Below are 20,066 nucleotides of genomic sequence, written 5' to 3'. Positions count from 1 at the left end.
GCGTTCGCTGGCCCCGGCTGCGGTGCAGAGGGGATAATACTGGAATGCCGCAGCCCCGCACCCGCCGAACGCTCGGTGCCGTCTCCCCCGCAGACTTCCAGCGCCTCGACGAGCTCCGGCGCATGCAGGCGATCGCCGTCGGTCTCCTCATCGCGATGGCCGTGGTGTTCGTCGTGTCGTTCATCCTGCAGGCGCGCTACCCGGGCTGGGGGTTCGTGCGCGCGGCCAGCGAGGGCGGCATGGTGGGCGCACTGGCCGACTGGTTCGCGGTCACCGCGCTCTTCCGGCACCCGCTCGGGCTCAAGATTCCGCACACCAATCTCATCTCGCAGAAGAAGGACGACATCGGCGAGGGGCTCGGCTCGTTCGTCGAGGAGAACTTCCTGGCCGACGAGGTGGTCCACGGCAAGCTCGCCGAGATCAGCGGCGCGCGGCGGGCCGGCGAGTGGCTGTCGGATCGCCGCAACGCCGAGCGGGTGAGCGCGATGGCGGCCTCGGCCGGCCTCGGCACGCTGGCCGTGCTCGACGACGACGACGTGCAGGAGCTCGTGGAGGTGCTCGTGCGGCGGCACGTGATCGACCCCGAGTGGAGCCCGCTGATCGGGCGAGCCGCAGAGTCGTTCGTGTCGGGCGGCCACCACGAGGCGCTGCTCGACATCGCGGCGGAGCGCCTCGAGGGGTGGCTGGTCGAGCACCCCGACGCGTTCGACCGGGTCGTGTCGTCGCGCCTGCCGTCCTGGATGCCGGGCATCGTCGACCGGTTCGTCGACCATCGGCTGCACGCGGAGGCGGTGCGCTTCGTGCAGAGCGTCGCCGCGGAGCGCGACCACCCCTTCCGCATCGCGGTGAGCAAGTTCCTCGCCGATCTCGCGGGCGACCTGCAGACGCAGGAGCGGCTGCAGGGGCAGCTGGAGGCGTTCAAGCACGGCGTCTTCGACAGCCCGCGCATCCGAGCGCTCGCTCAGAGCACCTGGCGCACCGCCCGGGCGGCGCTCGTCGAGATGCTCGAGGATCCGGCGAGCGACCTGCGCGTGCGCATGGTGCGCGCCGCAGAGGATTTCGGCGGCAAACTGCAGGAGGATGCGACGCTCCAGTACAAGATCGACGTCTGGGTGATGGAGGTGGTGGAGCGTCTCGTGCGCACGTACCGTCATGATCTCGCGAACGTCATCTCGGAGACCGTGCAGCGGTGGGATGCGCGCGAGGCCGCGGAGAAGATCGAGCTGCAGGTCGGCAGGGATCTGCAGTTCATCCGCATCAACGGCACGGTCGTGGGCTCGCTCGCCGGCCTGACGATCTACGCGGTCGCCACGTGGGTGGTGGCGCCGCTCGCCGGCGTCTCCCATTGAGCGGCGGACGGGGCGGCGCGGCGCGCGTCGGCGGGAGACGGCGCGGAGCGCGTCAGCGGTAGACGACGGGGAGCAGCAGGTCCTGCACGCGATCGGCGCTCGCGGTGTGGTCGGCGCGGGTCGCGATCGCGCACCGCGTCTGGCGGCAGTCGAGGCCCTCGCCGCTCGGGTCGGGCATGGTGAGCGCGACGGAGAAGCTCCCCGATTCGGCGTCCGCGTACCGGTGCGTGGCGAAGTTCCGCCAGGCCCAGTCGTCGGTCACCCACGCGCTCGTCAACCGGCTGGTGTCGACGTCACCCGACTCGGCGCCCTCCGGAATCCCGCCGAGGCAGGGCCCCGGCTTCTCGCCCGCCGTTTCCGGAATGGCGCAGACGGCGACGTATATGCCGATCCCGGCATCGAACCCCGATCCGTCGATGCGGAGCTCCTGCCCCGCCTCGATCGATCCGAGGTCGGCGGGTCCATCCTCATCGCTCGCCGACAGCACTCTGACGCGGCCGTCGGCGCCGCGCGCGGTGGTCTCCGACACCGTGCCCGACGGCACCTCCTGGCCCGACCCTCCGGCGCTGCGGTGCAGCAGGATGGGGGCGGCGACGGCGACGGCCGCGATGAGCGCGAGGGCGGCGACGGCGAGGAGCGCGACGAGCACGATTCGAGTGGGACGAGCGCGCATGGATGGCATGCCCACATGCTAACGCGCTGCATCCGTGGGGCGGGTTCATCATGCTAGAATCTGCACCATACGTCTATGAACTGGTATCTGCCTCGGGGGTGAACTCGCGGGGCCCGACTGTGTAAGGGGGTCACGCATGGGGCGCGGCCGTCAGAAGGCAAAGCACACCAAGGTCGCCAGGGAGCTGAAGTACTTCAGCCCCGACACGAACTATTCTGCGTTGCAACAGGAACTGTCAGCAGCAGAGGCGTCGCGCGTGCGCGAAGAGGACCCGTGGGCGGAGTACGCCAGCAAGTACAACGCTGACGACGACGACGAGGATTGACGCTCCACGCATCGTTCGCCGCTTCGTCGCAATGAGTCAGGGCCCCTCCACCGGAGGGGCCCTTACTCGTCGCCTCGGGGCCGGTCGACTCAGGCCCCCTTGCCCTGCGCGGCCACGGCAGCGGCACCCGCGGCGGCGGCCTCGGGGTCGAGGTACCGGCCCGGCCCTGCGGGCGTGCCGTCGGCCGCGATGTCGTAGACGAGCGGCATGCCCGTCGGAATGTTCACGCCCGCGATGTCGGTGTCGGAGATCCCGTCGAGGTGCTTCACGAGCGCACGCAGGGAGTTGCCGTGCGCCGTCACGAGCACTGTGCTGCCGGCGTTCAGGTCGGGCAGAATGCTCTGCTCCCAATAGGGCAGCATGCGCGCGATCACGTCTTTGAGGCACTCCGTCCGCGGCCGCTCGCCGTCGATGCCGGCGTACCGGGGGTCGTTCGCCTGCGACCACTCGCTCGCGTCGTCGAGCGCGGGCGGCGGCGTGTCGAACGACCGGCGCCACTCCATGAACTGCTCCTCGCCGTACTTCGCGAGCGTCTCCGCCTTGTCGAGACCCTGCAGTGCGCCGTAGTGGCGCTCGTTGAGCCGCCACGAACGGCGCACGGGAATCCAGAGACGGTCTGCGCTGTCGAGCGCGAGGTGCGCCGTCTGGATCGCGCGGCTCAGCAGCGAGGTGTGCAGCACGTCGGGCAGCAGGCCCGCCTCGGCGAGCAGTTCGCCGCCCCGCGCCGCCTCCGCACGCCCCTGGTCGGTGAGGCGCACATCGACCCAACCGGTGAACAGGTTCTTCTGGTTCCACTCGCTCTGCCCGTGACGGAGCAGGATCAACGTATTCGTCATGCGCCCCAGTCTATGGGGAGACGGGCATGGCTCGCCGTGCCGAGGAGCGCCGCCGGGCGGCGGTCAGATCCGCTTCAACCGCGGCACGGCGCGCGCCGCACCCGCACTCGCGGGCACGATTACCTCCTGCACGGCCGCGATCGGCTCGCCGGGATCCGCCTGCGGATCGTTCCCCTCGGCGCCGCCGCGCACCTCCAGCGGAGCGTCCTCGGGCACCGAGCGCTTGAGCAGCGCGAGCGCGATGCCGCCCCACTCGTGGTGCAGGGCGGCGCGCGTGATGCGCCCGACGGGCCGTGCGCCCGGCTCCGTCGCCGATCCCGCACCGGCGAAGACGAGCGCGCCGGCCACCGGCAGCTCCCCGCCAGTGCCGTCCAGGTGCAGCAGCGCGAGCCGGCGCGGCGGGTGGCCGAGGTTGTGCACCTTCGCGACGGTCTCCTGCCCCCGGTAGCACCCCTTCGTGAGGTGCACCGCGGTGCGCATCCAGTCGAGCTCATGCGGAATGGAGCGCTCGTCGACATCGCCCGCCTGCGACGGGCGCCACGCGCGCACCTCGAGGGCGTCGAGTGCGAGCAGCCCCGCAGCGCGCACGGCCCCGGAGCGCACGAGCCCGACCACGTCGACCAGGCGCTCGCGCGCGAAGACGAACTGGACGGCCGACCACTGCGCCCCCGCATGCTCCGTCTCGGTGCGTGCGTACTGCACCCCGCCGCGGGCGACCTCCGCCCAGGGGTCGCGCCACTCGACCGCGGGCCCGAGCGCGCGCACCGCGTCAGCAACCCGCCCGTCGAACGCCAGCACTGCCGCGTGCGTGCCGCTGCGATCCTCGACCTCGACCCGCAGCGCGAATCGCATCCGAGTGAGGAAGGCCGCGAGCGGTTCCGCCGATCCTGCGTCCACCAGCAGCCAGGTGCGCTCGCCGTCGTCGACGACGCGGGCCGCGTGCTCGATGCGTCCGTTGGCGTCGAGCAGCAGGGTCTCCGTGCTCTCGCCGGGCCGCAGGGCGAGGAGGTGCTGACTCGTCATCGAGTGCAGCCAGCTCAGGCGATCCGGCCCCGACACCACGACGATGCCGTGGTGCGAGAGGTCGACCACCGCCGCACCCGTTTCGAGGGCGCGCTGCTCGCTCAGCGGTTCGCCGTAGTGCCATGCGACCCCCGCTTCGGGGTCGGCGATGCGACCCGGGAGCGCCGCGAACGGGTTCACGGGGTGCTCGCCGCCCCCGGTTCCGATCTCGTGAACGCTCAGCGCTGGCCCTTGTAGAGCTTGTAGATGACCGTGCCGGAGACCCACGCGATCGAGAGCGAGGCGAGGCCGAGGAGACCGAGGTAGAAGAGTTCGAGTGCGAGAAGCATGGGGCCAGTCTACATCGCGCGCGACGCCGCGTCTCGGCTAGACGATCAGCCCGATGACGTCGATGATCGCGATGATGACGACCGAACCCGCGACGCTGAACGAGACCCGGGTGATGAACCCCTCGCGCTGCGCCGTGCCCAGCTGCAGCGCGAACGTGACGAGTGTCGAGACCCCCACCGCGAGCACGAGCCACGAGAAGCGGTCGTCGGCCTCGGTGAGCAGCGTGACCAGCACGCCCATGACGGCCGCGGCGACCCACGCCGCGATCAGCCGCGGCACATGCCAGGAGTGCGCCTCGGGCATCTCCGCGGCTTCAGGCGTCGTCTCGGTCATCAGGCCATTCTTCCACACGCGCCGTACGCTGCGACCGCCGTGAAACACGCGCGAAACGGGGGCGAAACAGGCCGCGCAGTACTATTTGGTGCAGGCCACGAGACGAGGAGGGGACGACGATGCAGCTGCTCTGCCTCTCAGACCGGGATCCGGCGGATTCGCTGCCCGGGCTCGATCTGCTCCCGCATGACGTGCGCACCTCCCCGCTCTCGCTCCGGGTGCCCGAGACCATGGCAGACCGCTTCGACGCCGTGCTCATCGACGGCACCCTCGATGCGCGCCGCGCCCGAGCCGCATGCCTCAGCATGGTCGACGGCAGCGAGACCCCGCGCGTCGTCATCCTGCCCGAGGTCGCACTCACGGCGCTGACGCCCGAATGGGGCGTGCAGGAGCTGCTCCTGCCGACCGCGAGCCCCGTCGAGATCGAACTGCGCCTCCGACTGCTCGAACGGCCGCAGGCAGCACCGCAGCCCGCGGCGGTGCAGGCGGCCGGCGTGATCATCGACGAGTCGAACTTCACCGCTCGCCTGTTCGGCCGCCCGCTCGACCTCACCTACAAGGAGTTCGAGCTGCTCCACTTCCTCGCCGGCAACCCGGGCCGCGTCTTCACCCGCGAGCAGCTGCTCAGCGAGGTCTGGGGCACCGACTACTTCGGCGGCACGCGCACGGTCGACGTGCACGTGCGGCGTCTGCGTGCGAAGCTGGGCGAACACGAGGGCCTGATCAGCACGGTTCGCGGAGTCGGGTACGGCTTCGCGCGGGCTCGCATCGAGGAGGAAGAGCCGGAATGACGCATCTCGAGTCGCACGCCGCAGCCCGCCCGTCCGACTTCGAGCTCGCCCGTCGCCTGATCGCGGCGGCCGAGGAGCACGACGGCCTCTCCCCCGTCTCGGATCAGGCCATGCTCGCGGCCGCGCAGGGCGAGCGCTCCCTCCGCCTCTTCCGCGTCGGCGCCGACGACGCCCCGGTGGCGGTCGGCATCGCCGGGCAGGGCGAGATCGACCTCGTCGTGCGCCCGGACGCCCGCGGGCAGGGGTACGGCTCCGCCGCACTCGCCGAGCTGCTCGCGCAGAGCGACGGGTCGGCGCTCGCATGGGCGCACGGGGAGAACCCCGCAGCCGAGGCGCTGCTCGCACGAGCCGGCTTCGCCCCGGTGCGATCGCTCTACCGGATGGCGCTCGACCCGGCGCTGCTCCCGCCGCACGACGCGCAGCTGCACGCGCTCCACGCCCCCGCGGGCTTCGAACTGCGCGCCTTCGACCCCGAGCAGCCCGAAGATGCGGCGCGCTGGGTGCGGGCGAATGCGGCGGCGTTCGCCACCCACCCCGAGCAGGGGCGCGTCACCGAAGCCGACTTCGCACTCATGCGCGCCGAGGAGTGGTTCGACCCCGACGACCTGCTGCTGCTCATCGACGAGACCGGCGAAGCGGCCGGATCGACCTGGGTGAAGACGCTGCACGGCCCCGAGGTCGAGACCGAGCTCTACGCGGTCGGCGTGCGACCCGAATACGCGGGCCGGGGCCTCGGCGCGCTGCTGCTCGACGCCACCCTGATCCGCATGGCGCAGCACCGGCCCAGCCGTGTCACGCTCTACGTCGACGGGGAGAACGAGCGCGCGGTGCGCATGTACGAGCGCGCGGGGTTCACCGTCGATTCACGCAGCCGCCAGTGGAGAACCGCCCCGGAGTCGGTGCCCGGTGCCACAATGGTCCCATGAACGATGAACCGCGCGACCACACCGATGTGCTGTCCGGGCTTCCCGCAGATCGGTACATCGACCGCGAGCTGAGCTGGCTCGACTTCAACCAGCGGGTGCTCGAGCTCGCGGAGGACGCGTCGACGCCCGTGCTCGAGCGCGCGAACTTCCTCGCGATCTTCGCCGCGAACCTCGACGAGTTCTTCATGGTGCGCGTCGCCGGGCTGCGCCGCCGCATCGTCACCGGCCTCGCCGTGCCGACCAACGTGGGGCGCGCGCCGACCGACGTGCTCGCCAACATCAACCGCCGGGCGTACGAGCTGCAGCTGCGCCACGCGGAGTGCTTCCGCGGCCAGGTGCAGCCCGCTCTCGCGGAGGCCGGTATCAAGATCGTCGACTGGGAGCAGCTCGACGACGCGGATCGCGAGATCCTCACCGACTACTACGAGCAGCGCATCTACCCCGTGCTCATGCCGCTCGCCGTGGACCCGGCGCACCCGTTCCCCTACATCTCGGGGCGCGCGCTGAACCTGTCGATCCGGGTGCGCAACCCGAACACCGACAAGATCGAGTTCGCCCGACTCAAGGTGCCGCAGATGATCCCGCGCTACGTGCGCGTCGACGGCCGCGAGAGCGTCGACGACGTGCGGTTCATCCCGCTCGAGGAGCTCATCGCGAATCAGCTCGACGGCCTGTTCCCCGGCATGGAGGTCATCGACCACCACGTCTTCCGCGTCACGCGCAACGAGGACGTCGAGATCGAGGAGGACGAGACCGAGAATCTGATCCAGGCGCTCGAGAAGGAGCTGCTGCGGCGCCGCTTCGGCCCGCCCATCCGCCTCGAGATCTCCGACGACATGGACGAGGCGACACTCGACCTGCTCGTGCGCGAGTTCGACATCGACGAGCAGCAGGTCTACACGCTCCCGGCGCCGCTCGACCTCAGCGGCCTCTTCGCGCTGACCCGCGTGGCGCGGCCCGACCTGAAGTTCAAGCCGCACATCCCGGTGACGCACCCCCAGTTCCGCGTGAACACGCCGAGCGACAAGCTCGACACGTTCTCGGCGATCGCCCGCCGCGAGGTGCTCGTGCACCACCCCTACGAGTCGTTCGCGACCAGCGTGCAGGCCTTCGTCGAGCAGGCGGCCACCGACCCCGACGTGCTCGCGATCAAGCAGACCCTCTACCGCACCTCCGGCGACAGCCCCATCGTCGCCTCCCTCATCAAGGCGGCCGAAGCGGGCAAGCAGGTGCTCGCGCTCGTCGAGGTCAAGGCGCGCTTCGACGAGGAGGCGAACATCACGTGGGCCCGCAAGCTCGAGCAGGCCGGCGTGCACGTCGTCTACGGGCTCGTCGGGCTCAAGACGCACTGCAAGCTCGTGCACGTGATCCGCGAGGAGGGCGGCCGACTCGCGCACTACTGCCACATCGGCACCGGCAACTACAACCCGAAGACCAGTCGCATCTACGAGGACTTCGGCCTCTTCACCTCCTCGCCCGAGGTCGGCCGCGATGTGACGAAGCTCTTCAACGTGCTCTCGGGGTACGCCATCGAGACCGACTACGACCGGCTCCTCGTCGCCCCCCTGCAGCTGCGCAGCGGGCTGCTCGAGCGCATCGAGCGGGAGGCGGAGCACGCGCGCGCCGGCCGCCCGAGCGGGATCCGCCTCAAGGGCAACTCGATGGTCGACGAGGCCATCATCGACGCCCTGTACCGCGCGAGCCAGGCCGGTGTGCCGATCGACGTGTGGATGCGCGGCATCTGCTCGATCCGGGCGGAGGTTCCCGGGCTCTCCGACACGATCCGCGTGCGCTCCGTGCTCGGCCGCTACCTCGAGCACTCGCGCATCTACTCGTTCGAGAACGGCGGCGAGCGCGAGGTGTTCATCGGCAGCGCGGACCTCATGCATCGCAACCTCGACCGCCGCATCGAGGTGCTCGTGCGCCTCGACGAGCGAGACCATCTCGAGCGCATCTCGCGGTTCTTCGACTACGCGTTCAGCGACGACGTCTCCTCGTGGCGCATGCTGCCCGACGGCAGCTGGCACCGCACGGTGACGAACGAGGCCGGAGAGCCGCTGCCCGACCTGCAGGATCTCGTCATGCAGGATCGCACCGAAGCGCGGCGCGCGCGGAGAGCCCGGTGACGGAGGAGGTATTCGCTGCAGGCACGGTCTGCTGGACCCGGGAGACCCGCAGCGACGGGAGCGAGCGGGTGCTCGTGCTCGTCATCCACCGGCCGAAGCGCCGCGACGTCTCCTTCCCCAAGGGCAAGCTCGACCCGGGCGAGAGCCTGCCGCAGGCGGCCGTGCGCGAGACCCGCGAGGAGACCGGGCTGAAGGTGCGGCTCGACCAGCACCTCGGCACGATCCGCTACGACCTCAGCGGCAACCGCCGCAAGACCGTGCAGTACTGGGCGGCGCACGTGCCGCAGCGCACCGTGCGCGAGCTCGCGTTCCAGGCGAACGCCGAGGTCGACGCCATCGCGTGGGTACCCGTCGACGAGGTGCGCGACCAGCTCACCTACGCCGCGGATCGGGAGCTCTTCGACGTGTTCCTGAAGCTCGCGGCCCGCGACCTCATCGACAGCTTCTCCGTCACCCTGCTGCGACACGGCAAGGCGCTCCCGCGCGCGCAGAGCGACGAACCCGATCACCTGCGCCCGCTCACCGACTTCGGCCGGGCGCAGGCCGCAGCTCTCGTGCCCATCCTCGACGCCTTCGGGCCCCGCCGCCTCCACACCTCGACGGCCACGCGCTGCGTCGACACCATCGCACCGTACGCGCACCGGCGGCGCAAGGCGGTGCGCCAGACCGACGCCATCAGCCAGGACGCCTGGGATGCGGGCGAGCTCGACGGTCTGCGCGCGCTCGTCTCCGCCGTGGTCGCCCGGGGCAAGGACGCGCTGCTCTGCAGCCACCGGCCCGTGCTCCCCGACCTCGCCCGCGAGCTCGCCCTCGCGACCGGAAGCGAGCTCGGCGCCTACCTGGAGGAGGCCGCGACACTGCCGACCGCCGGCTTCTCCGTGTTCCACCTGTCGCGGCGACACCCGGGGGCCGGCATCCTCTCCGTCGAGACGTATCCGCTGAAGCACTGATCGGCGCACGCGTCGGACGGGGCGAGTTCACCTGTTGTTCACCCTCTGGCAGACCCCGCGTCATGCAGGATGCTTAGCGTGGTGCTGTGGTCGTTCGAGGCCATCACCCCATCCGTTTCCAGATTGGATCAATCTCAAGTGAAGCTCTCCGCAATCGCCAAGATCGCCGCCATCGGCGGTATTGCTGCACTCACGCTGACCTCCTGCGCCGCCAATGAAGGGGGCAGCGCCTCCGGAAGCGAAGACTCGGGTGCCACCTCGAGCCTCTCGGGCGAACTCGTCGGCGCCGGCGCCTCCTCGCAGGGCTCGGCGCAGGAGGTCTGGGTCGCCGGCTTCCAGACCGCCAACCCCGACGTCACGGTGAACTACGAGCCCTCCGGCTCCGGCGCGGGCCGCGAGACCTTCCAGCAGGGCGCGAGCGCCTTCGCCGGATCCGACCGCGCCTTCAAGACGGATGAGATCTCGGCCGGGCCCTTCGACGGATGCGCCACCGGCGACATCGTCGAGTTCCCGGCCTACATCTCCCCCATCGCCGTCATCTTCAACATCGAGGGCGTCGACTCGCTCAAGCTCGACGCGCCCACCGTCGCGAAGATCTTCTCGGGCGAGATCACCAGCTGGAACGATCCGGCCATCGCCGATCAGAACCCCGACGTCGAGCTGCCCGACAGCAACATCACCGCCGTGCACCGCTCCGACGACTCGGGCACTACGGGCAACTTCACCGAGTACCTCGCAGCCGCGGCCGCCGACGACTGGACCGTCGGGTCGATCGAGACCTGGCCGACCGAGTTCGGCGGCGAGGGCGCCCAGGGCACCTCGGGCGTCGTCAGCGCCGTCTCCAACGGCACCGGCACGATCGGCTACGCCGACGCGTCGCAGGCCGGCGACCTCGGCACCGTCGACATCAAGGTCGGCGACGAGTACGTGCCCTACTCCCCCGAGGCCGCAGCCGCGATCGTCGACGCCTCGTCGATGGAGGAGGGCCGCACCGAGGGCGACCTCGCGATCACCCTCGACCGCACCTCCACCGAGGAGGGCGTCTACCCGATCGTGCTCGTGAGCTACCTCATCGGCTGCGCCGAGTACGAGGACGCAGCCAACGCCGAGCTCGTGAAGTCGTACTTCAGCTACATCGTCAGCGAGGAGGGCCAGAACGCGGCTCAGGAATCCGCGGGCAACGCCCCGATCTCCGAGGATCTCCGCGGCCAGGTGCAGACCGCGATCGACTCGATCAGCTGATCGTGCAGGCGGGTGGGGGCGCGGTCGCACCGCGCCCCCACCCGCCGCTGATCGCCCCCCGGCGATCCTCCCAGTACCCCTCCCAGACCTCGGAGACTCAGTGACCGTCACTTCCGCCCCCGCCAAGCCGGTGCTCAGCCTCGGCGACCGCGTCTTCTCGCGCTCCGCGGTCTTCGCGGGCAGCATGATCCTCGTCACGCTCGCGGCCGTCGCGATCTTCCTCATCGTGCAAAGCATCCCCGCATTCGTCGCCACCGACGAGAGCGCCTCGCTGCTCACCAGCAACTTCTGGTCGTACGTGGGCCCGCTCGTGTTCGGCACCGTCTGGGCGGCCGCCCTCGCACTCCTCATCGCGCTGCCGCTCGCGATCGGCATCGCCCTCTTCATCTCGCATTACGCGCCGCGCCAGCTCGCGCAGGTGCTCGGCTACATCGTCGACCTGCTCGCCGCCGTGCCGAGCGTCGTCTTCGGCCTCTGGGGCATCGGGGTGCTCGCCCCCGCCGCGCGACCCGTCTTCGAGTGGCTCAACACCTACCTCGGCTGGATCCCGCTCTTCAGCGGCACCGTCAGCGGCACCGGCCGCACCATCCTGACCGCCGCGCTCGTGCTCGCCGTGATGATCCTGCCGATCATGACGGCGATCTGCCGCGAGGTCTTCCTGCAGGCCCCCGTGCTCCACGAGGAGGCGGCGCTCGCGCTCGGCGCGACCCGCTGGGAGATGATCCGCATGGCCGTGCTGCCCTTCGGCCGGCCCGGCATCATCTCCGCCGCTATGCTCGGCCTGGGCCGCGCCCTCGGCGAGACGATGGCCGTTGCCATGGTGCTCTCGGCCACCGGCCTCGTGACCTTCAAGCTGCTCACCTCCGAGAACCCCTCGACGATCGCGGCGAACATCGCCCTCTCCTTCCCCGAGGCCTACGGCGAGAACGTCAACGTGCTCATCGCCACCGGCCTCATCCTGTTCGTCGTCACCTTCCTGGTCAACGCGCTCGCCCGCTGGATCGTCAGCCGCCGCGCCGAGTTCTCCGCGGCGAACTGATGCTCCAGCAGACCGAATCGAAACAAGAGGGGACCACCTCCGTGGCCATCACCGTCCGCCCCGTTCGCGCGGGTTCCTCGCTCGCCGGCAACCGGCTGACGCGCCCCACTCCGTGGCTCGTGCTCGCCGGCTGCCTCGCGGCGTCGTTCGCGCTCTTCGGCCTGCTGGCCGCCTCCTCCGGCGACGACTTCTCCGTCGTCGGCTCCGTGCTCATCGCCGCCATCGCCTACGTCGCCGTGATCACGATCATGTCGGCCGCGGTCGAGGGCTCGCGCCAGGCCATGGATCGCTTCATCACCGCGATCGTGACCGGCGCCTTCCTGCTCGCCATGGTGCCGCTCGTGTCGGTCGCGATCACCGTCGTCTCGAACGGTCTCGCGCGCTTCGACGCGGAGTTCTTCAACTCCTCGATGCGCAACGTGACCGGTGAGGGCGGCGGCGCGCTGCACGCCATGGTCGGCACGCTGCTCATCACGCTCGCGGCGACGATCATCTCCGTGCCGCTCGGCCTGATGACCTCGATCTACCTCGTCGAGTACGGGCGCGGGCGGGTCGCGAAGACCATCACCTTCCTCGTCGACGTGATGACCGGCATCCCCTCCATCGTCGCCGGCCTCTTCGCCTACGCCGCCTTCGCGCTCTTCCTCGGTCCGGGCGTGCGCATGGGCATCGTCGGCGCCGTCGCGCTCTCGGTGCTGATGATCCCCGTCGTCGTCCGCTCGAGCGAGGAGATGCTGCGCCTCGTGCCCAATGAGCTGCGCGAGGCCTCGTACGCGCTCGGCGTGCCCAAGTGGCGCACCATCACCAAGGTCGTGCTGCCCACCTCCATCGCGGGCATCACCACCGGCATCATGCTGTCGATCGCCCGCGTCATCGGCGAGACGGCGCCGCTGCTCATCACCGCCGGCTTCACCGCGTCGATGAACTACAGCCTCTTCTCCGACCGCATGCAGTCGCTGCCGGTCTACGTGTACACGCAGTTCATGAACCAGGGCAATCCGGCTCAGGCGTTCGTCGACCGCGCCTGGGCCGCCGCGCTCGCCCTGATCCTCATCGTCATGGCGCTCAACCTGTTCGGCCGCCTCATCGCCCGCTGGTTCGCCCCCAAGACCGGCCGCTGAGCCGCTCCCCTCCCCCGCAGACTCCCAACGAAAGAACCACCATGTCGAAGCGCATCGAGGTCAAAGACCTCAACGTCTACTACTCGAAGTTCCTCGCGGTCGAGGGCGTCTCGATCAACATCGAGCCCCGCAGCGTCACCGCGTTCATCGGCCCGTCGGGCTGCGGCAAGTCGACCTTCCTGCGGACGCTGAACCGCATGCACGAGGTCATCCCCGGCGCGCGCGTCGAGGGCGAGGTGCTGCTCGACGGCGAGGATCTCTACGGCGCGGGCGTCGATCCCGTGCTCGTGCGCCGGCAGGTCGGCATGGTCTTCCAGCGCCCCAACCCGTTCCCCACGATGTCGATCCGCGACAACGTGCTCGCCGGCGTGCGCCTCAACGACCGCCGCATGTCGAAGGGCGACGCCGACGCCCTCGTCGAGAAGTCGCTGACCGGCGCCAACCTCTGGAACGAGGTGAAGGATCGCCTTGACAAGCCCGGCTCCGGCCTGTCGGGCGGCCAGCAGCAGCGCCTCTGCATCGCGCGCGCCATCGCGGTGTCGCCCGAGGTGCTCCTCATGGACGAGCCCTGCTCGGCGCTCGACCCGATCTCGACGCTCGCGATCGAGGATCTCATCGACCAGCTGAAGCAGGAGTACACGATCGTCATCGTGACCCACAACATGCAGCAGGCCTCGCGCGTCTCCGACCGCACCGCGTTCTTCAACATCGCGGGCACCGGCAAGCCCGGCAAGCTCATCGAGTACGACGACACCTCCACCATCTTCTCGACCCCCTCCGTGCAGGCGACCGAGGATTACGTCTCCGGCCGCTTCGGCTGAGATCGGGCGGCGGCGGGCGCCTCTCTCGCCGAGCCGCTGTGTCGCCGAGCCGCTGTGTCGCCGAGCCCGAGGGTTTCGCCCGAGGCTGCCGACATATCACGGCGAGAAACCCTCGCGCTCAGGCGAAACCCTCGGGCTCAGCGGGCGCGCGGCGGGTGTGCGACGGGCGGCGGGTGTGCGACGGACGGCGGCAGGCGGCGGCGCACCGCCGCCGCGATCACGCCTCGTCGCGGTTCGGCATCTCGTCGGCGTGCGGCATCCGGTCGCGGTCGTACGTGATCTCCGTGTAGCCGTGCGGCACCGGAACCCCGTCGGGGCCGATGTTCACGAAGACGATGCGCTCGATCGAGAGGATCGTCCTCCGCGTGATCATGTTGCGCACCACCGCGCGCATGGTGAGCGACGTGCGGCCGAACTCCGTGGCGACGAGTCCCATCTCGATGAGATCGCCCTGGCGCGCCGACGCCTCGAAGTTGATCTCCGAGATGAGCTTCGTCACGACGTGCGGGTTGCCGAGCTGGATGATGGCGTAGATGGCCGCCTCTTCATCGATCCAGCGCAGCAGGCTGCCGCCGAAGAGCGAGCCGTTCGCGTTCATGTCTTCCGGTCGCACCCACTTGCGCGTGGAGAAGTTGATGCCGTCTGCGTGCGCGTACTGAGATCTCATGCATCCGAGCTTAAGACGGGTGCGTTTCGAGAACGAGAACGGCGTGCGACGCGAGTGCCCGGCGCCGGAAGCGCCGCACACGAAAAGACCGAGCCGCAGAAACGCCTCTCGGCGGAAGGCCGCTCGAAGCGGCGAAAATTGGAGCCCGGGGTTACTGCGGCCCGGCGAAAACCAGTGTAGCGCAGGCCGGCGACGCCGCATCGGCGCGCCGTCAGCGGACGGCGAACGCCTACGACAGCGTGCCGTCGCGCCACCGGCGCGCGCCGGCGTGCAGGTCGCTCGCGAAGGTCGAGTAGCGCAGTGAGCGCGTCGTCAGCTCGGCGGCGTGCGCATCGTCGTGCAGGTCGCGCGCGTCGGCGAGGTCGGCGGCGCCGAGCGACATGATGCGGCAGTAGCTCGCTGCGCGATCCAGCGCTCCACCGAGATCCCCCGTGAAGACGCCGCGCAGGATCGTATCGCAGAGCTCCGCGATCGAGCCGGGGGTGACGGGCTCGGCCGCGCCGGCCACGACCGGGTCGATCGTCGATGCAGCGGCCGCGCCGCGCCTGAAGAGGTCGGCTGATCCTTCGGGATCCGAATCGACCACGCGGCGCAGCAGGTACAGACGCCAGAGCGCACCGGCGAGCGAGTGCGCGCTCTCCCCCGCCCAGAGCTCGGCGATGTCGTCGAGCCCGGTTCCCGAGGCGAGCCCGACGACGCGCTCGACCACGTCGGGGTCGGCGACGCTGCGCACCCGATCGAGGAGCGCCCACGACGTCTCCTGAGCGAGGCGGCGGGCGGCTTCCGGCTCGTCCGAGCCGATGATCCAGTCGAAGGTGAAGCTGGGCTGCAGTATGGGACGCTGGTGGTCGCGTGACATCGGCCTCTTTCGCGGTGGGTTGCTGGCGGGGGTGCTGCTTGCGGTGCTGCTGCGGACGCGGCGGGCGGGCGGCGGGGGTGCCGCGGGATCGCGGGCGCGGATCGCGGACCACGCGAGTCTACGCCGCTGGCCGCCCCGTCGCGCACAGCGAACCCGCGGACCGCGAGCGTATTCTGGAAGCTCCCGATGATTCACACTCGGCGTCGGATGCGCAACCCCCTCGGCTCAGCCGGTCAGAGATGGCACTGTGGATCGTGTTCCCGATTCTTCGGGAATCGGCCCCAACATCGAAGGAGGATTGCATGAGTGCATCGGACAAGATTTCGGCAGCAGGAGACAAGCTGAAGGGCAACGCCAAGGAGGCCGCAGGCCGGGTGACCGGTGACGACAGCAAGGTCGCCGAGGGCAAGCTCGATCAGGCCAAGGGAGACATGAAGCAGGCCGGCGCGAACGCCAAGGATTCTGCGAAGGATGTCTTCGACAACTAGACGTCGCAGTACCGCGAAGGCCCGGCACTCCTCACGGGGTGCCGGGCCTTCGTGCTGCCGTCGCGCTGCTGCGCTGCCATTCTTCGGTGCCCCCAGTAGGGATCGAACCTACGACCTGCGGATTAAAAGTCCGTAGCTCTACCGCTGAGCTATAGGGGCCAACCCGATCAGCTTAGCGGATCGGGGCACCCCGATTCATCGGGGCAAGGCCCCCGATCGGGGGTCAGTGGATGAAGAGCAGGAGCGCCGCGACGCCCACGAAGAGCGCCCCGAACACCGAGTTGAGCACGCGCTGCCCGCGAGCCGTCTCGGTGTAGCGCCGGAAGGGGCGCGCGGCGACCGCGAAGAATCCCCACATCACGATCACGTCGACGCCGACAGCGGTGGCGATGAGGATCAGGTACTGCGGCAGGATCGGGGCGTCGACGTCGATGAACTGCGGGATGAAGGCTAGGAAGAACACGATGGCCTTCGGGTTGAGCAGGTTCACCCAGAATCCGCGGCGGAGCATCGCGGTCCGGGTGGTGGCGCGGCGGGCGCCTTCGGCGTCGGCGGCCGGGGGCTGCGGTTTCGTGAAGATGAGACGCACGCCGAGGTAGACGAGGTACGCCGCGCCGATGTAGCGGATCGCGTTGAACAGCGCGGGGGTGTTCGCGACCAGCACGCCGACGCCCGCCGCGACGATCACGATGTGGGCGAGCAGCGCGAGCTCCTGACCGAGCACGCCCCAGATGGATCGACGCCAGCCGACCGCGAGCGCGTTCGACATGGTGTTGATGGCGCCCGCTCCGGGGGTGATGCAGATGACCACGGTGGCGGCGAGCAGGGAGAGCCAGATCGCGGGAGCCACCAGCACAGTGTAGCGGCGCGCGGGTGCTCGATTTTCGTCGGGCGCGGTTCGCCTGCTAGACTCAGACGCTGTCAGGGTCTGTGGCGCAGTTGGTAGCGCGTCTCGTTCGCAATGAGAAGGTCAGGGGTTCGATTCCCCTCAGATCCACCGAGCAGGGTCTCGACTCCACGGGAGTCGAGACCTTGTGCGTTGCGGCTCCAGTCGGCCGCCACCCCCGCGCTCACGCCACGGCGTCGACCTCCCGGCGCAGGCCCTCGGGCGCGACACCCACGGCCCACGCGGCGACGTCGGTGACGAAGTGGCGGAAGGCAGCGTGCGCGAAGTCCTCGAGATCGTTCGCGTAGGCGCCGACGCCGTCGATGGCGATGAAGATCCGGATGCAGGCGACGAGCGGATCGGGGCACGCGAACTCGCCGCTCGCGACGCCCTCACGGAGGATCGCCACCAGCGCGTCGCGGTCGAGCCGCTCCTGCTCGGCGACGGACCGCGCGAGTTCGGGGCGGAATCGCGAGAGGTTGCGCGCGTTGAGCCAGAATCGGGCGAGGTGGATCGCGTCGCCGCTCTCGACCCGGCGGATCATCGTGGCGAGACGCCGGGTGGGCGTGCCGGCCGAGTCGAAGAGGCCGCTTCGCTCGCTCGCGATCGCCCGTTCGAACGCTGCGATGACGAGCGCCTCCGAAGACGAGAAGTAGTGGTGCACGAGGCTCGGCTGCACGCCGAGGGGCTCGGCGACCGCGCGCAGGGTGACCGATTCGAGGCCGTGCGCGATCGCGATGCGGGCGGCGTGGTCGAGGATCTGCTCGCGCCGCCGGGCGGGCGTCTCGCGGCTCCTCGACGTGCCCGCGCGTGCCCCCATGCTCGGCAGTCTACGAGATGCCGATACCGCGCGCTATTGAAGTATGTTTCAATAGTGGTCGGAATCTCCCGACCGAAAGAGGATTTCAATGCCGAAATCGCCCCCGCTGCAATCCGCCGACCGGGCCTCGCGCCCTGAGACCCGCGGCATCGACCTGGTGCCCGAGACTGAACGGCACGGCCGCGCGCGCAGCCTGTTCGCGGTCTGGGCGGCCCCGAACGTGAGCGTGCTGAGCTTCACCATCGGAGCGTCGCTCACGCTGCTGCTGGGCCTCGAGATCTGGCAGGCCGTCCTCGTGATCGTCGCCGCGCAGCTGCTCTGGGCGCTCCCGGGAGTCGTGGCGATCAGCGGCCCGGCGGCGGGCACCTCCGGCTCCGTGATCCAGCGCGCGATCTACGGCGTGCGCGGCAACAGGATCGTGATCGCGGTGTACGGCTGGTTCATCTCGGGAGTGTTCCTCGCCCTGAACTGGGTCGCCTCGTCGTTCATGGGAGCGGAGCTGCTCATGCGATGGGGGTTCCCGGATCGGCTGACCGCGCTCATCCTCGTGTCGATCGCCGTCTCCGCCTGCACCGTGCTCATCGCCGTCTTCGGCCATGGGATGATCCTCCGCTCGTACACCTGGGTCACCACCGGTCTCACGCTGATCTTCGTCGCGGTGACGGCGTGCATCCTGCCGCGGATCGATCTCGGCTTCGCGCAGCCCGAGCCCCTCTCGGGCGCAGCGCTCTGGTCGAGCCTCTCGATCGGGTTCGCGATCCTCGCATCCACCCCGCTCTCATACTCGAACAGCGCCGACCTCGCGCGCTACCTGCCGCGCCACACGTCTGCGCGCAGCATCATCGCGGCGACCGGTCTGGGCGGCGCGCTGCCCAGTATCGTCCTCGTCTCCGTCGGCGCGCTCCTCGGCACCATCGTGACTCCGGCTGCGGCCGAGCAGGGCATCGAGTACGTGCTCCTCGAGCTGCTGCCCGGCTGGCTCGGACCGGTATTCGTGCTCGGCGTCATCGTCAACACGATCGCCCTCAACGGTATGACCACGTACACCGCGAGCATGGCGTTCCAGTCGATCGGGGTGCCGATCAGGCGCATCCCCTCCGCCATCCTCATCGGCGCCCTCGGCACCGGCTTCACGATCGTGCTCGTGCTCTCGACCAGTCTGCTCGGCGCGGTGAACCTGATGCTGCAGTTCCTCATCGTGATCTCGGCGCCGACGATGGCGGTGTACGCCACCGATGTCGTGCTGCGCCGCAACCGCTACGACGGCCTCGCCCTCTTCGACGAGCGGCCCGGCGCTGCCTACTGGTTCCGCGGAGGTTTCGGCGCGGCGGGGCTCATCGCGGTGGTCGCGGGCGGCGTCGCGGCGGCGCTCTGCGTCTCAACGGACGTGTGGACGGGCCCCATCGCCGTCGCGCTCGGCTTCATCGATCTCTCGGCTCCGGTGGGCGTGATCGTGTCCGCGGCGCTGTACGCAGTGCTCGCCCGTCGCGGAATACGCCGGGAGCGTGCAGCGGTCCGCTGAGACGTCGGCGGATCGCTGAGACGTCGGCGAATCGCTGTTGCGCTCAGCCGGCGTTGCGCCTCCGCCGCAGTACGGCGTCGAGATCGGGCATGCCCGCGGCGGTGTCGCCGACCACGCCCATGCTGCGGAGCCGGTTGCTCGCCTCCTGCTGCTGAGCGCGCAGCTCGCGCTGACGGGCCTGCTCGCGCACCCGAGCCTCATCCGCCGCCTGTGCCTGCTGGCGCGCCTGCTCCTCGGCTGCGGCCGACGCCGCCGCCGCGCGCGGGTCGGGGGTCGCCTCAGCGGCCTGCGCGAGCTGCCTGCGCACCTCGCGGAGCAGCATCGAGTCCGTCTGGTTCTCCTGCGGCGCCGGCCGTTCGGCGCGCGCCCGGGCGCGGGCTCGGGCGAGCTCGATGCGCTCGGCGGCGGCGCGCTGCGCCTCCGCGTGCGCCGCCGCTGCGGCTGCGTCGGAGGCCGTGTCGGGTGCGGCGACGTGCTGCGGCGCCGACTCGACGACCGCGGTCGCGATGGCCGTGGTGACCTGCTCGGCCGGCACCGCGCGCACGCGGGCGCGGCCCGGGGCGAGCAGCACGAGCGCTCCGCTCGACGCGGCGAAGAGCAGTGCGGCGCCGATCACCAGAGATGGCCCGCTCCCCCCGATCGCGAACCCCGCCCCGACGAGCAGCCCCACAAGTCCGAGCAGCGCTCCGAGCGCCGCGGTCGCGCGCACGCGCCGCGCCACCGGCCTGCGCAGTTTCGCCGAACGCTCGACCGCCGCCTGCTTGCGCTGCATCTGTCGAGCGCGAATCTCCGCACGCACCTGTTCTGCCTCCGCTTCTGCGAGCGCGGCTCGACGCTCCGCGTCCTGACGCTTCTGCGCGCTCGCAGAAGCCGCTCATGCCCGACCGCCTCCCGAGCCGTCGCCTCGAGACGCACCCCCTGCGGCACCCCCGTGGTCCC

The 20,066-nt window shown here is 70.2% G+C and carries 21 protein-coding genes and 2 tRNA genes; 13 read left to right on the top strand and 10 right to left on the bottom strand.

All coding sequences use genetic code 11. The features are described 5' to 3' along the window. Nucleotides 1-44 precede the first annotated feature (44 nt). A complete protein-coding gene (locus tag NS354_RS04895; protein WP_058593475.1) occupies nucleotides 45-1,349 on the top strand; it encodes a DUF445 domain-containing protein in 1,305 nt (434 codons plus the stop codon). A 52-nt stretch (nucleotides 1,350-1,401) separates the two neighbouring features. On the opposite strand, the gene NS354_RS04890 is transcribed toward NS354_RS04895, so the two are convergent. Then, entirely contained in the window at nucleotides 1,402-2,031 is a 630-nt protein-coding gene (locus tag NS354_RS04890) for a hypothetical protein (protein WP_058593491.1), read from the bottom strand. Between the two features lie 127 nt (nucleotides 2,032-2,158). On the opposite strand from NS354_RS04890, the gene NS354_RS04885 reads away from it, so the two are divergent. Then, nucleotides 2,159-2,347: a DUF3073 domain-containing protein gene (locus tag NS354_RS04885; protein ID WP_010156282.1), complete on the top strand. Its 189-nt coding sequence runs from the start codon at nucleotides 2,159-2,161 to the stop codon at nucleotides 2,345-2,347. A gap of 89 nt (nucleotides 2,348-2,436) precedes the next feature. On the opposite strand, the gene NS354_RS04880 is transcribed toward NS354_RS04885, so the two are convergent. From NS354_RS04880 to NS354_RS04870, 3 genes are all read right to left on the bottom strand, one after another. Then, the gene (locus NS354_RS04880; protein WP_058593474.1) at nucleotides 2,437-3,183 is read right to left on the bottom strand and encodes a phosphoglyceromutase; all 747 of its coding nucleotides are present in this window, start codon (nucleotides 3,181-3,183) and stop codon (nucleotides 2,437-2,439) included. 63 nt (nucleotides 3,184-3,246) lie between these two features. Beyond that, on the bottom strand, nucleotides 3,247-4,386 hold the full coding sequence (locus NS354_RS04875) for a YgfZ/GcvT domain-containing protein (protein WP_082677901.1): 1,140 nt from the start codon (nucleotides 4,384-4,386) through the stop codon (nucleotides 3,247-3,249). Between the two features lie 186 nt (nucleotides 4,387-4,572). Then, nucleotides 4,573-4,869 carry a hypothetical protein gene (locus NS354_RS04870; RefSeq protein WP_058593473.1) on the bottom strand — a complete coding sequence of 99 codons (297 nt, stop codon included), beginning with the start codon at nucleotides 4,867-4,869 and terminating at the stop codon, nucleotides 4,573-4,575. A 119-nt stretch (nucleotides 4,870-4,988) separates the two neighbouring features. Between NS354_RS04870 and NS354_RS04865 the strand changes: the two genes are divergently transcribed. The 8 genes from NS354_RS04865 (at nucleotide 4,989) to pstB (ending at nucleotide 13,885) form a co-directional block, all read left to right on the top strand. Continuing rightward, complete coding sequence (locus NS354_RS04865; RefSeq protein ID WP_058593472.1) at nucleotides 4,989-5,660, top strand: winged helix-turn-helix transcriptional regulator; 672 nt, start codon at nucleotides 4,989-4,991, stop codon at nucleotides 5,658-5,660. Continuing rightward, nucleotides 5,657-6,586, top strand: coding sequence for a mycothiol synthase (mshD, locus tag NS354_RS04860; protein ID WP_058593471.1), 930 nt, complete (start codon nucleotides 5,657-5,659; stop codon nucleotides 6,584-6,586). Before NS354_RS04865 ends, mshD begins: the two co-directional genes overlap by 4 nt. Then, nucleotides 6,583-8,712: an RNA degradosome polyphosphate kinase gene (locus NS354_RS04855; protein ID WP_058593470.1), complete on the top strand. Its 2,130-nt coding sequence runs from the start codon at nucleotides 6,583-6,585 to the stop codon at nucleotides 8,710-8,712. Before mshD ends, NS354_RS04855 begins: the two co-directional genes overlap by 4 nt. Further along, nucleotides 8,709-9,662: an NUDIX hydrolase gene (locus NS354_RS04850; RefSeq protein ID WP_058593469.1), complete on the top strand. Its 954-nt coding sequence runs from the start codon at nucleotides 8,709-8,711 to the stop codon at nucleotides 9,660-9,662. Before NS354_RS04855 ends, NS354_RS04850 begins: the two co-directional genes overlap by 4 nt. Before the next feature lie 138 nt (nucleotides 9,663-9,800). Further along, on the top strand, nucleotides 9,801-10,904 hold the full coding sequence (gene pstS / locus NS354_RS04845) for a phosphate ABC transporter substrate-binding protein PstS (protein WP_058593468.1): 1,104 nt from the start codon (nucleotides 9,801-9,803) through the stop codon (nucleotides 10,902-10,904). 100 nt (nucleotides 10,905-11,004) lie between these two features. After that, nucleotides 11,005-11,943, top strand: coding sequence for a phosphate ABC transporter permease subunit PstC (gene pstC / locus NS354_RS04840; protein ID WP_058593467.1), 939 nt, complete (start codon nucleotides 11,005-11,007; stop codon nucleotides 11,941-11,943). Next, the gene (gene pstA, locus NS354_RS04835) at nucleotides 11,943-13,064 is read left to right on the top strand and encodes a phosphate ABC transporter permease PstA (protein WP_058593466.1); all 1,122 of its coding nucleotides are present in this window, start codon (nucleotides 11,943-11,945) and stop codon (nucleotides 13,062-13,064) included. Before pstC ends, pstA begins: the two co-directional genes overlap by 1 nt. 41 nt (nucleotides 13,065-13,105) lie before the next feature. Continuing rightward, the gene (pstB, locus tag NS354_RS04830) at nucleotides 13,106-13,885 is read left to right on the top strand and encodes a phosphate ABC transporter ATP-binding protein PstB (RefSeq protein WP_010156268.1); all 780 of its coding nucleotides are present in this window, start codon (nucleotides 13,106-13,108) and stop codon (nucleotides 13,883-13,885) included. A gap of 217 nt (nucleotides 13,886-14,102) precedes the next feature. Here the strand turns inward: pstB and NS354_RS04825 are convergent, their stop codons facing one another. Both NS354_RS04825 and NS354_RS04820 read right to left on the bottom strand, forming a co-directional pair. Further along, nucleotides 14,103-14,552 (bottom strand): acyl-CoA thioesterase, encoded by a 450-nt coding sequence (locus NS354_RS04825; RefSeq protein ID WP_082677900.1) that lies wholly within the window; start codon nucleotides 14,550-14,552, stop codon nucleotides 14,103-14,105. A 229-nt stretch (nucleotides 14,553-14,781) separates the two neighbouring features. Beyond that, entirely contained in the window at nucleotides 14,782-15,411 is a 630-nt protein-coding gene (locus tag NS354_RS04820) for a hypothetical protein (RefSeq protein ID WP_058593465.1), read from the bottom strand. A gap of 302 nt (nucleotides 15,412-15,713) precedes the next feature. Here NS354_RS04820 and NS354_RS04815 point away from each other — a divergent pair, with 302 nt between their 5' ends. Beyond that, the gene (locus NS354_RS04815; RefSeq protein WP_010156265.1) at nucleotides 15,714-15,899 is read left to right on the top strand and encodes a CsbD family protein; all 186 of its coding nucleotides are present in this window, start codon (nucleotides 15,714-15,716) and stop codon (nucleotides 15,897-15,899) included. 87 nt (nucleotides 15,900-15,986) lie between these two features. Here the strand turns inward: NS354_RS04815 and NS354_RS04810 are convergent. Both NS354_RS04810 and NS354_RS04805 read right to left on the bottom strand, forming a co-directional pair. Continuing rightward, nucleotides 15,987-16,058: transfer RNA gene (locus NS354_RS04810), tRNA-Lys, on the bottom strand. 64 nt (nucleotides 16,059-16,122) lie between these two features. Next, nucleotides 16,123-16,749 carry a LysE family transporter gene (locus NS354_RS04805; RefSeq protein WP_058593464.1) on the bottom strand — a complete coding sequence of 209 codons (627 nt, stop codon included), beginning with the start codon at nucleotides 16,747-16,749 and terminating at the stop codon, nucleotides 16,123-16,125. A 74-nt stretch (nucleotides 16,750-16,823) separates the two neighbouring features. Between NS354_RS04805 and NS354_RS04800 the strand changes: the two genes are divergently transcribed. Continuing rightward, nucleotides 16,824-16,896 (top strand) — tRNA-Ala (locus NS354_RS04800). A gap of 73 nt (nucleotides 16,897-16,969) precedes the next feature. Here the strand turns inward: NS354_RS04800 and NS354_RS04795 are convergent. Beyond that, nucleotides 16,970-17,605 carry a TetR/AcrR family transcriptional regulator gene (locus NS354_RS04795; protein ID WP_058593463.1) on the bottom strand — a complete coding sequence of 212 codons (636 nt, stop codon included), beginning with the start codon at nucleotides 17,603-17,605 and terminating at the stop codon, nucleotides 16,970-16,972. 88 nt (nucleotides 17,606-17,693) lie between these two features. Here NS354_RS04795 and NS354_RS04790 point away from each other — a divergent pair, with 88 nt between their 5' ends. Then, on the top strand, nucleotides 17,694-19,127 hold the full coding sequence (locus NS354_RS04790; protein ID WP_058593462.1) for a purine-cytosine permease family protein: 1,434 nt from the start codon (nucleotides 17,694-17,696) through the stop codon (nucleotides 19,125-19,127). A gap of 43 nt (nucleotides 19,128-19,170) precedes the next feature. Here the strand turns inward: NS354_RS04790 and NS354_RS04785 are convergent, their stop codons facing one another. Further along, nucleotides 19,171-19,899, bottom strand: coding sequence for a hypothetical protein (locus NS354_RS04785; protein WP_058593461.1), 729 nt, complete (start codon nucleotides 19,897-19,899; stop codon nucleotides 19,171-19,173). Nucleotides 19,900-20,066: the final 167 nt, after the last annotated feature.

This window comes from Leucobacter chromiiresistens (assembly GCF_001477055.1).
GTDB lineage: Bacteria > Actinomycetota > Actinomycetes > Actinomycetales > Microbacteriaceae > Leucobacter > Leucobacter chromiiresistens_A.
The sequence above is the reverse complement of the archived record's forward strand: the minus strand, read 5'-3'. Positions and strand labels throughout refer to the sequence as shown.

Bases quoted from the DNA above. Each gene is read 5' to 3' on its own strand.
- NS354_RS04885 (WP_010156282.1), top strand. From the start codon at position 2,159: ATGGGGCGCGGCCGTCAGAAGGCAAAGCACACCAAGGTCGCCAGGGAG.
- NS354_RS04825 (WP_082677900.1), bottom strand. From the start codon at position 14,552: ATGAGATCTCAGTACGCGCACGCAGACGGCATCAACTTCTCCACGCGC.
- NS354_RS04890 (WP_058593491.1), bottom strand. From the start codon at position 2,031: ATGCCATCCATGCGCGCTCGTCCCACTCGAATCGTGCTCGTCGCGCTC.
- NS354_RS04880 (WP_058593474.1), bottom strand. From the start codon at position 3,183: ATGACGAATACGTTGATCCTGCTCCGTCACGGGCAGAGCGAGTGGAAC.
- mshD (WP_058593471.1), top strand. From the start codon at position 5,657: ATGACGCATCTCGAGTCGCACGCCGCAGCCCGCCCGTCCGACTTCGAG.
- NS354_RS04790 (WP_058593462.1), top strand. From the start codon at position 17,694: ATGCCGAAATCGCCCCCGCTGCAATCCGCCGACCGGGCCTCGCGCCCT.
- NS354_RS04865 (WP_058593472.1), top strand. From the start codon at position 4,989: ATGCAGCTGCTCTGCCTCTCAGACCGGGATCCGGCGGATTCGCTGCCC.
- NS354_RS04815 (WP_010156265.1), top strand. From the start codon at position 15,714: ATGAGTGCATCGGACAAGATTTCGGCAGCAGGAGACAAGCTGAAGGGC.
- NS354_RS04855 (WP_058593470.1), top strand. From the start codon at position 6,583: ATGAACGATGAACCGCGCGACCACACCGATGTGCTGTCCGGGCTTCCC.
- NS354_RS04870 (WP_058593473.1), bottom strand. From the start codon at position 4,869: ATGACCGAGACGACGCCTGAAGCCGCGGAGATGCCCGAGGCGCACTCC.
- NS354_RS04820 (WP_058593465.1), bottom strand. From the start codon at position 15,411: ATGTCACGCGACCACCAGCGTCCCATACTGCAGCCCAGCTTCACCTTC.
- NS354_RS04785 (WP_058593461.1), bottom strand. From the start codon at position 19,899: ATGCAGCGCAAGCAGGCGGCGGTCGAGCGTTCGGCGAAACTGCGCAGG.
- NS354_RS04795 (WP_058593463.1), bottom strand. From the start codon at position 17,605: ATGGGGGCACGCGCGGGCACGTCGAGGAGCCGCGAGACGCCCGCCCGG.
- NS354_RS04895 (WP_058593475.1), top strand. From the start codon at position 45: ATGCCGCAGCCCCGCACCCGCCGAACGCTCGGTGCCGTCTCCCCCGCA.
- pstB (WP_010156268.1), top strand. From the start codon at position 13,106: ATGTCGAAGCGCATCGAGGTCAAAGACCTCAACGTCTACTACTCGAAG.
- pstA (WP_058593466.1), top strand. From the start codon at position 11,943: ATGCTCCAGCAGACCGAATCGAAACAAGAGGGGACCACCTCCGTGGCC.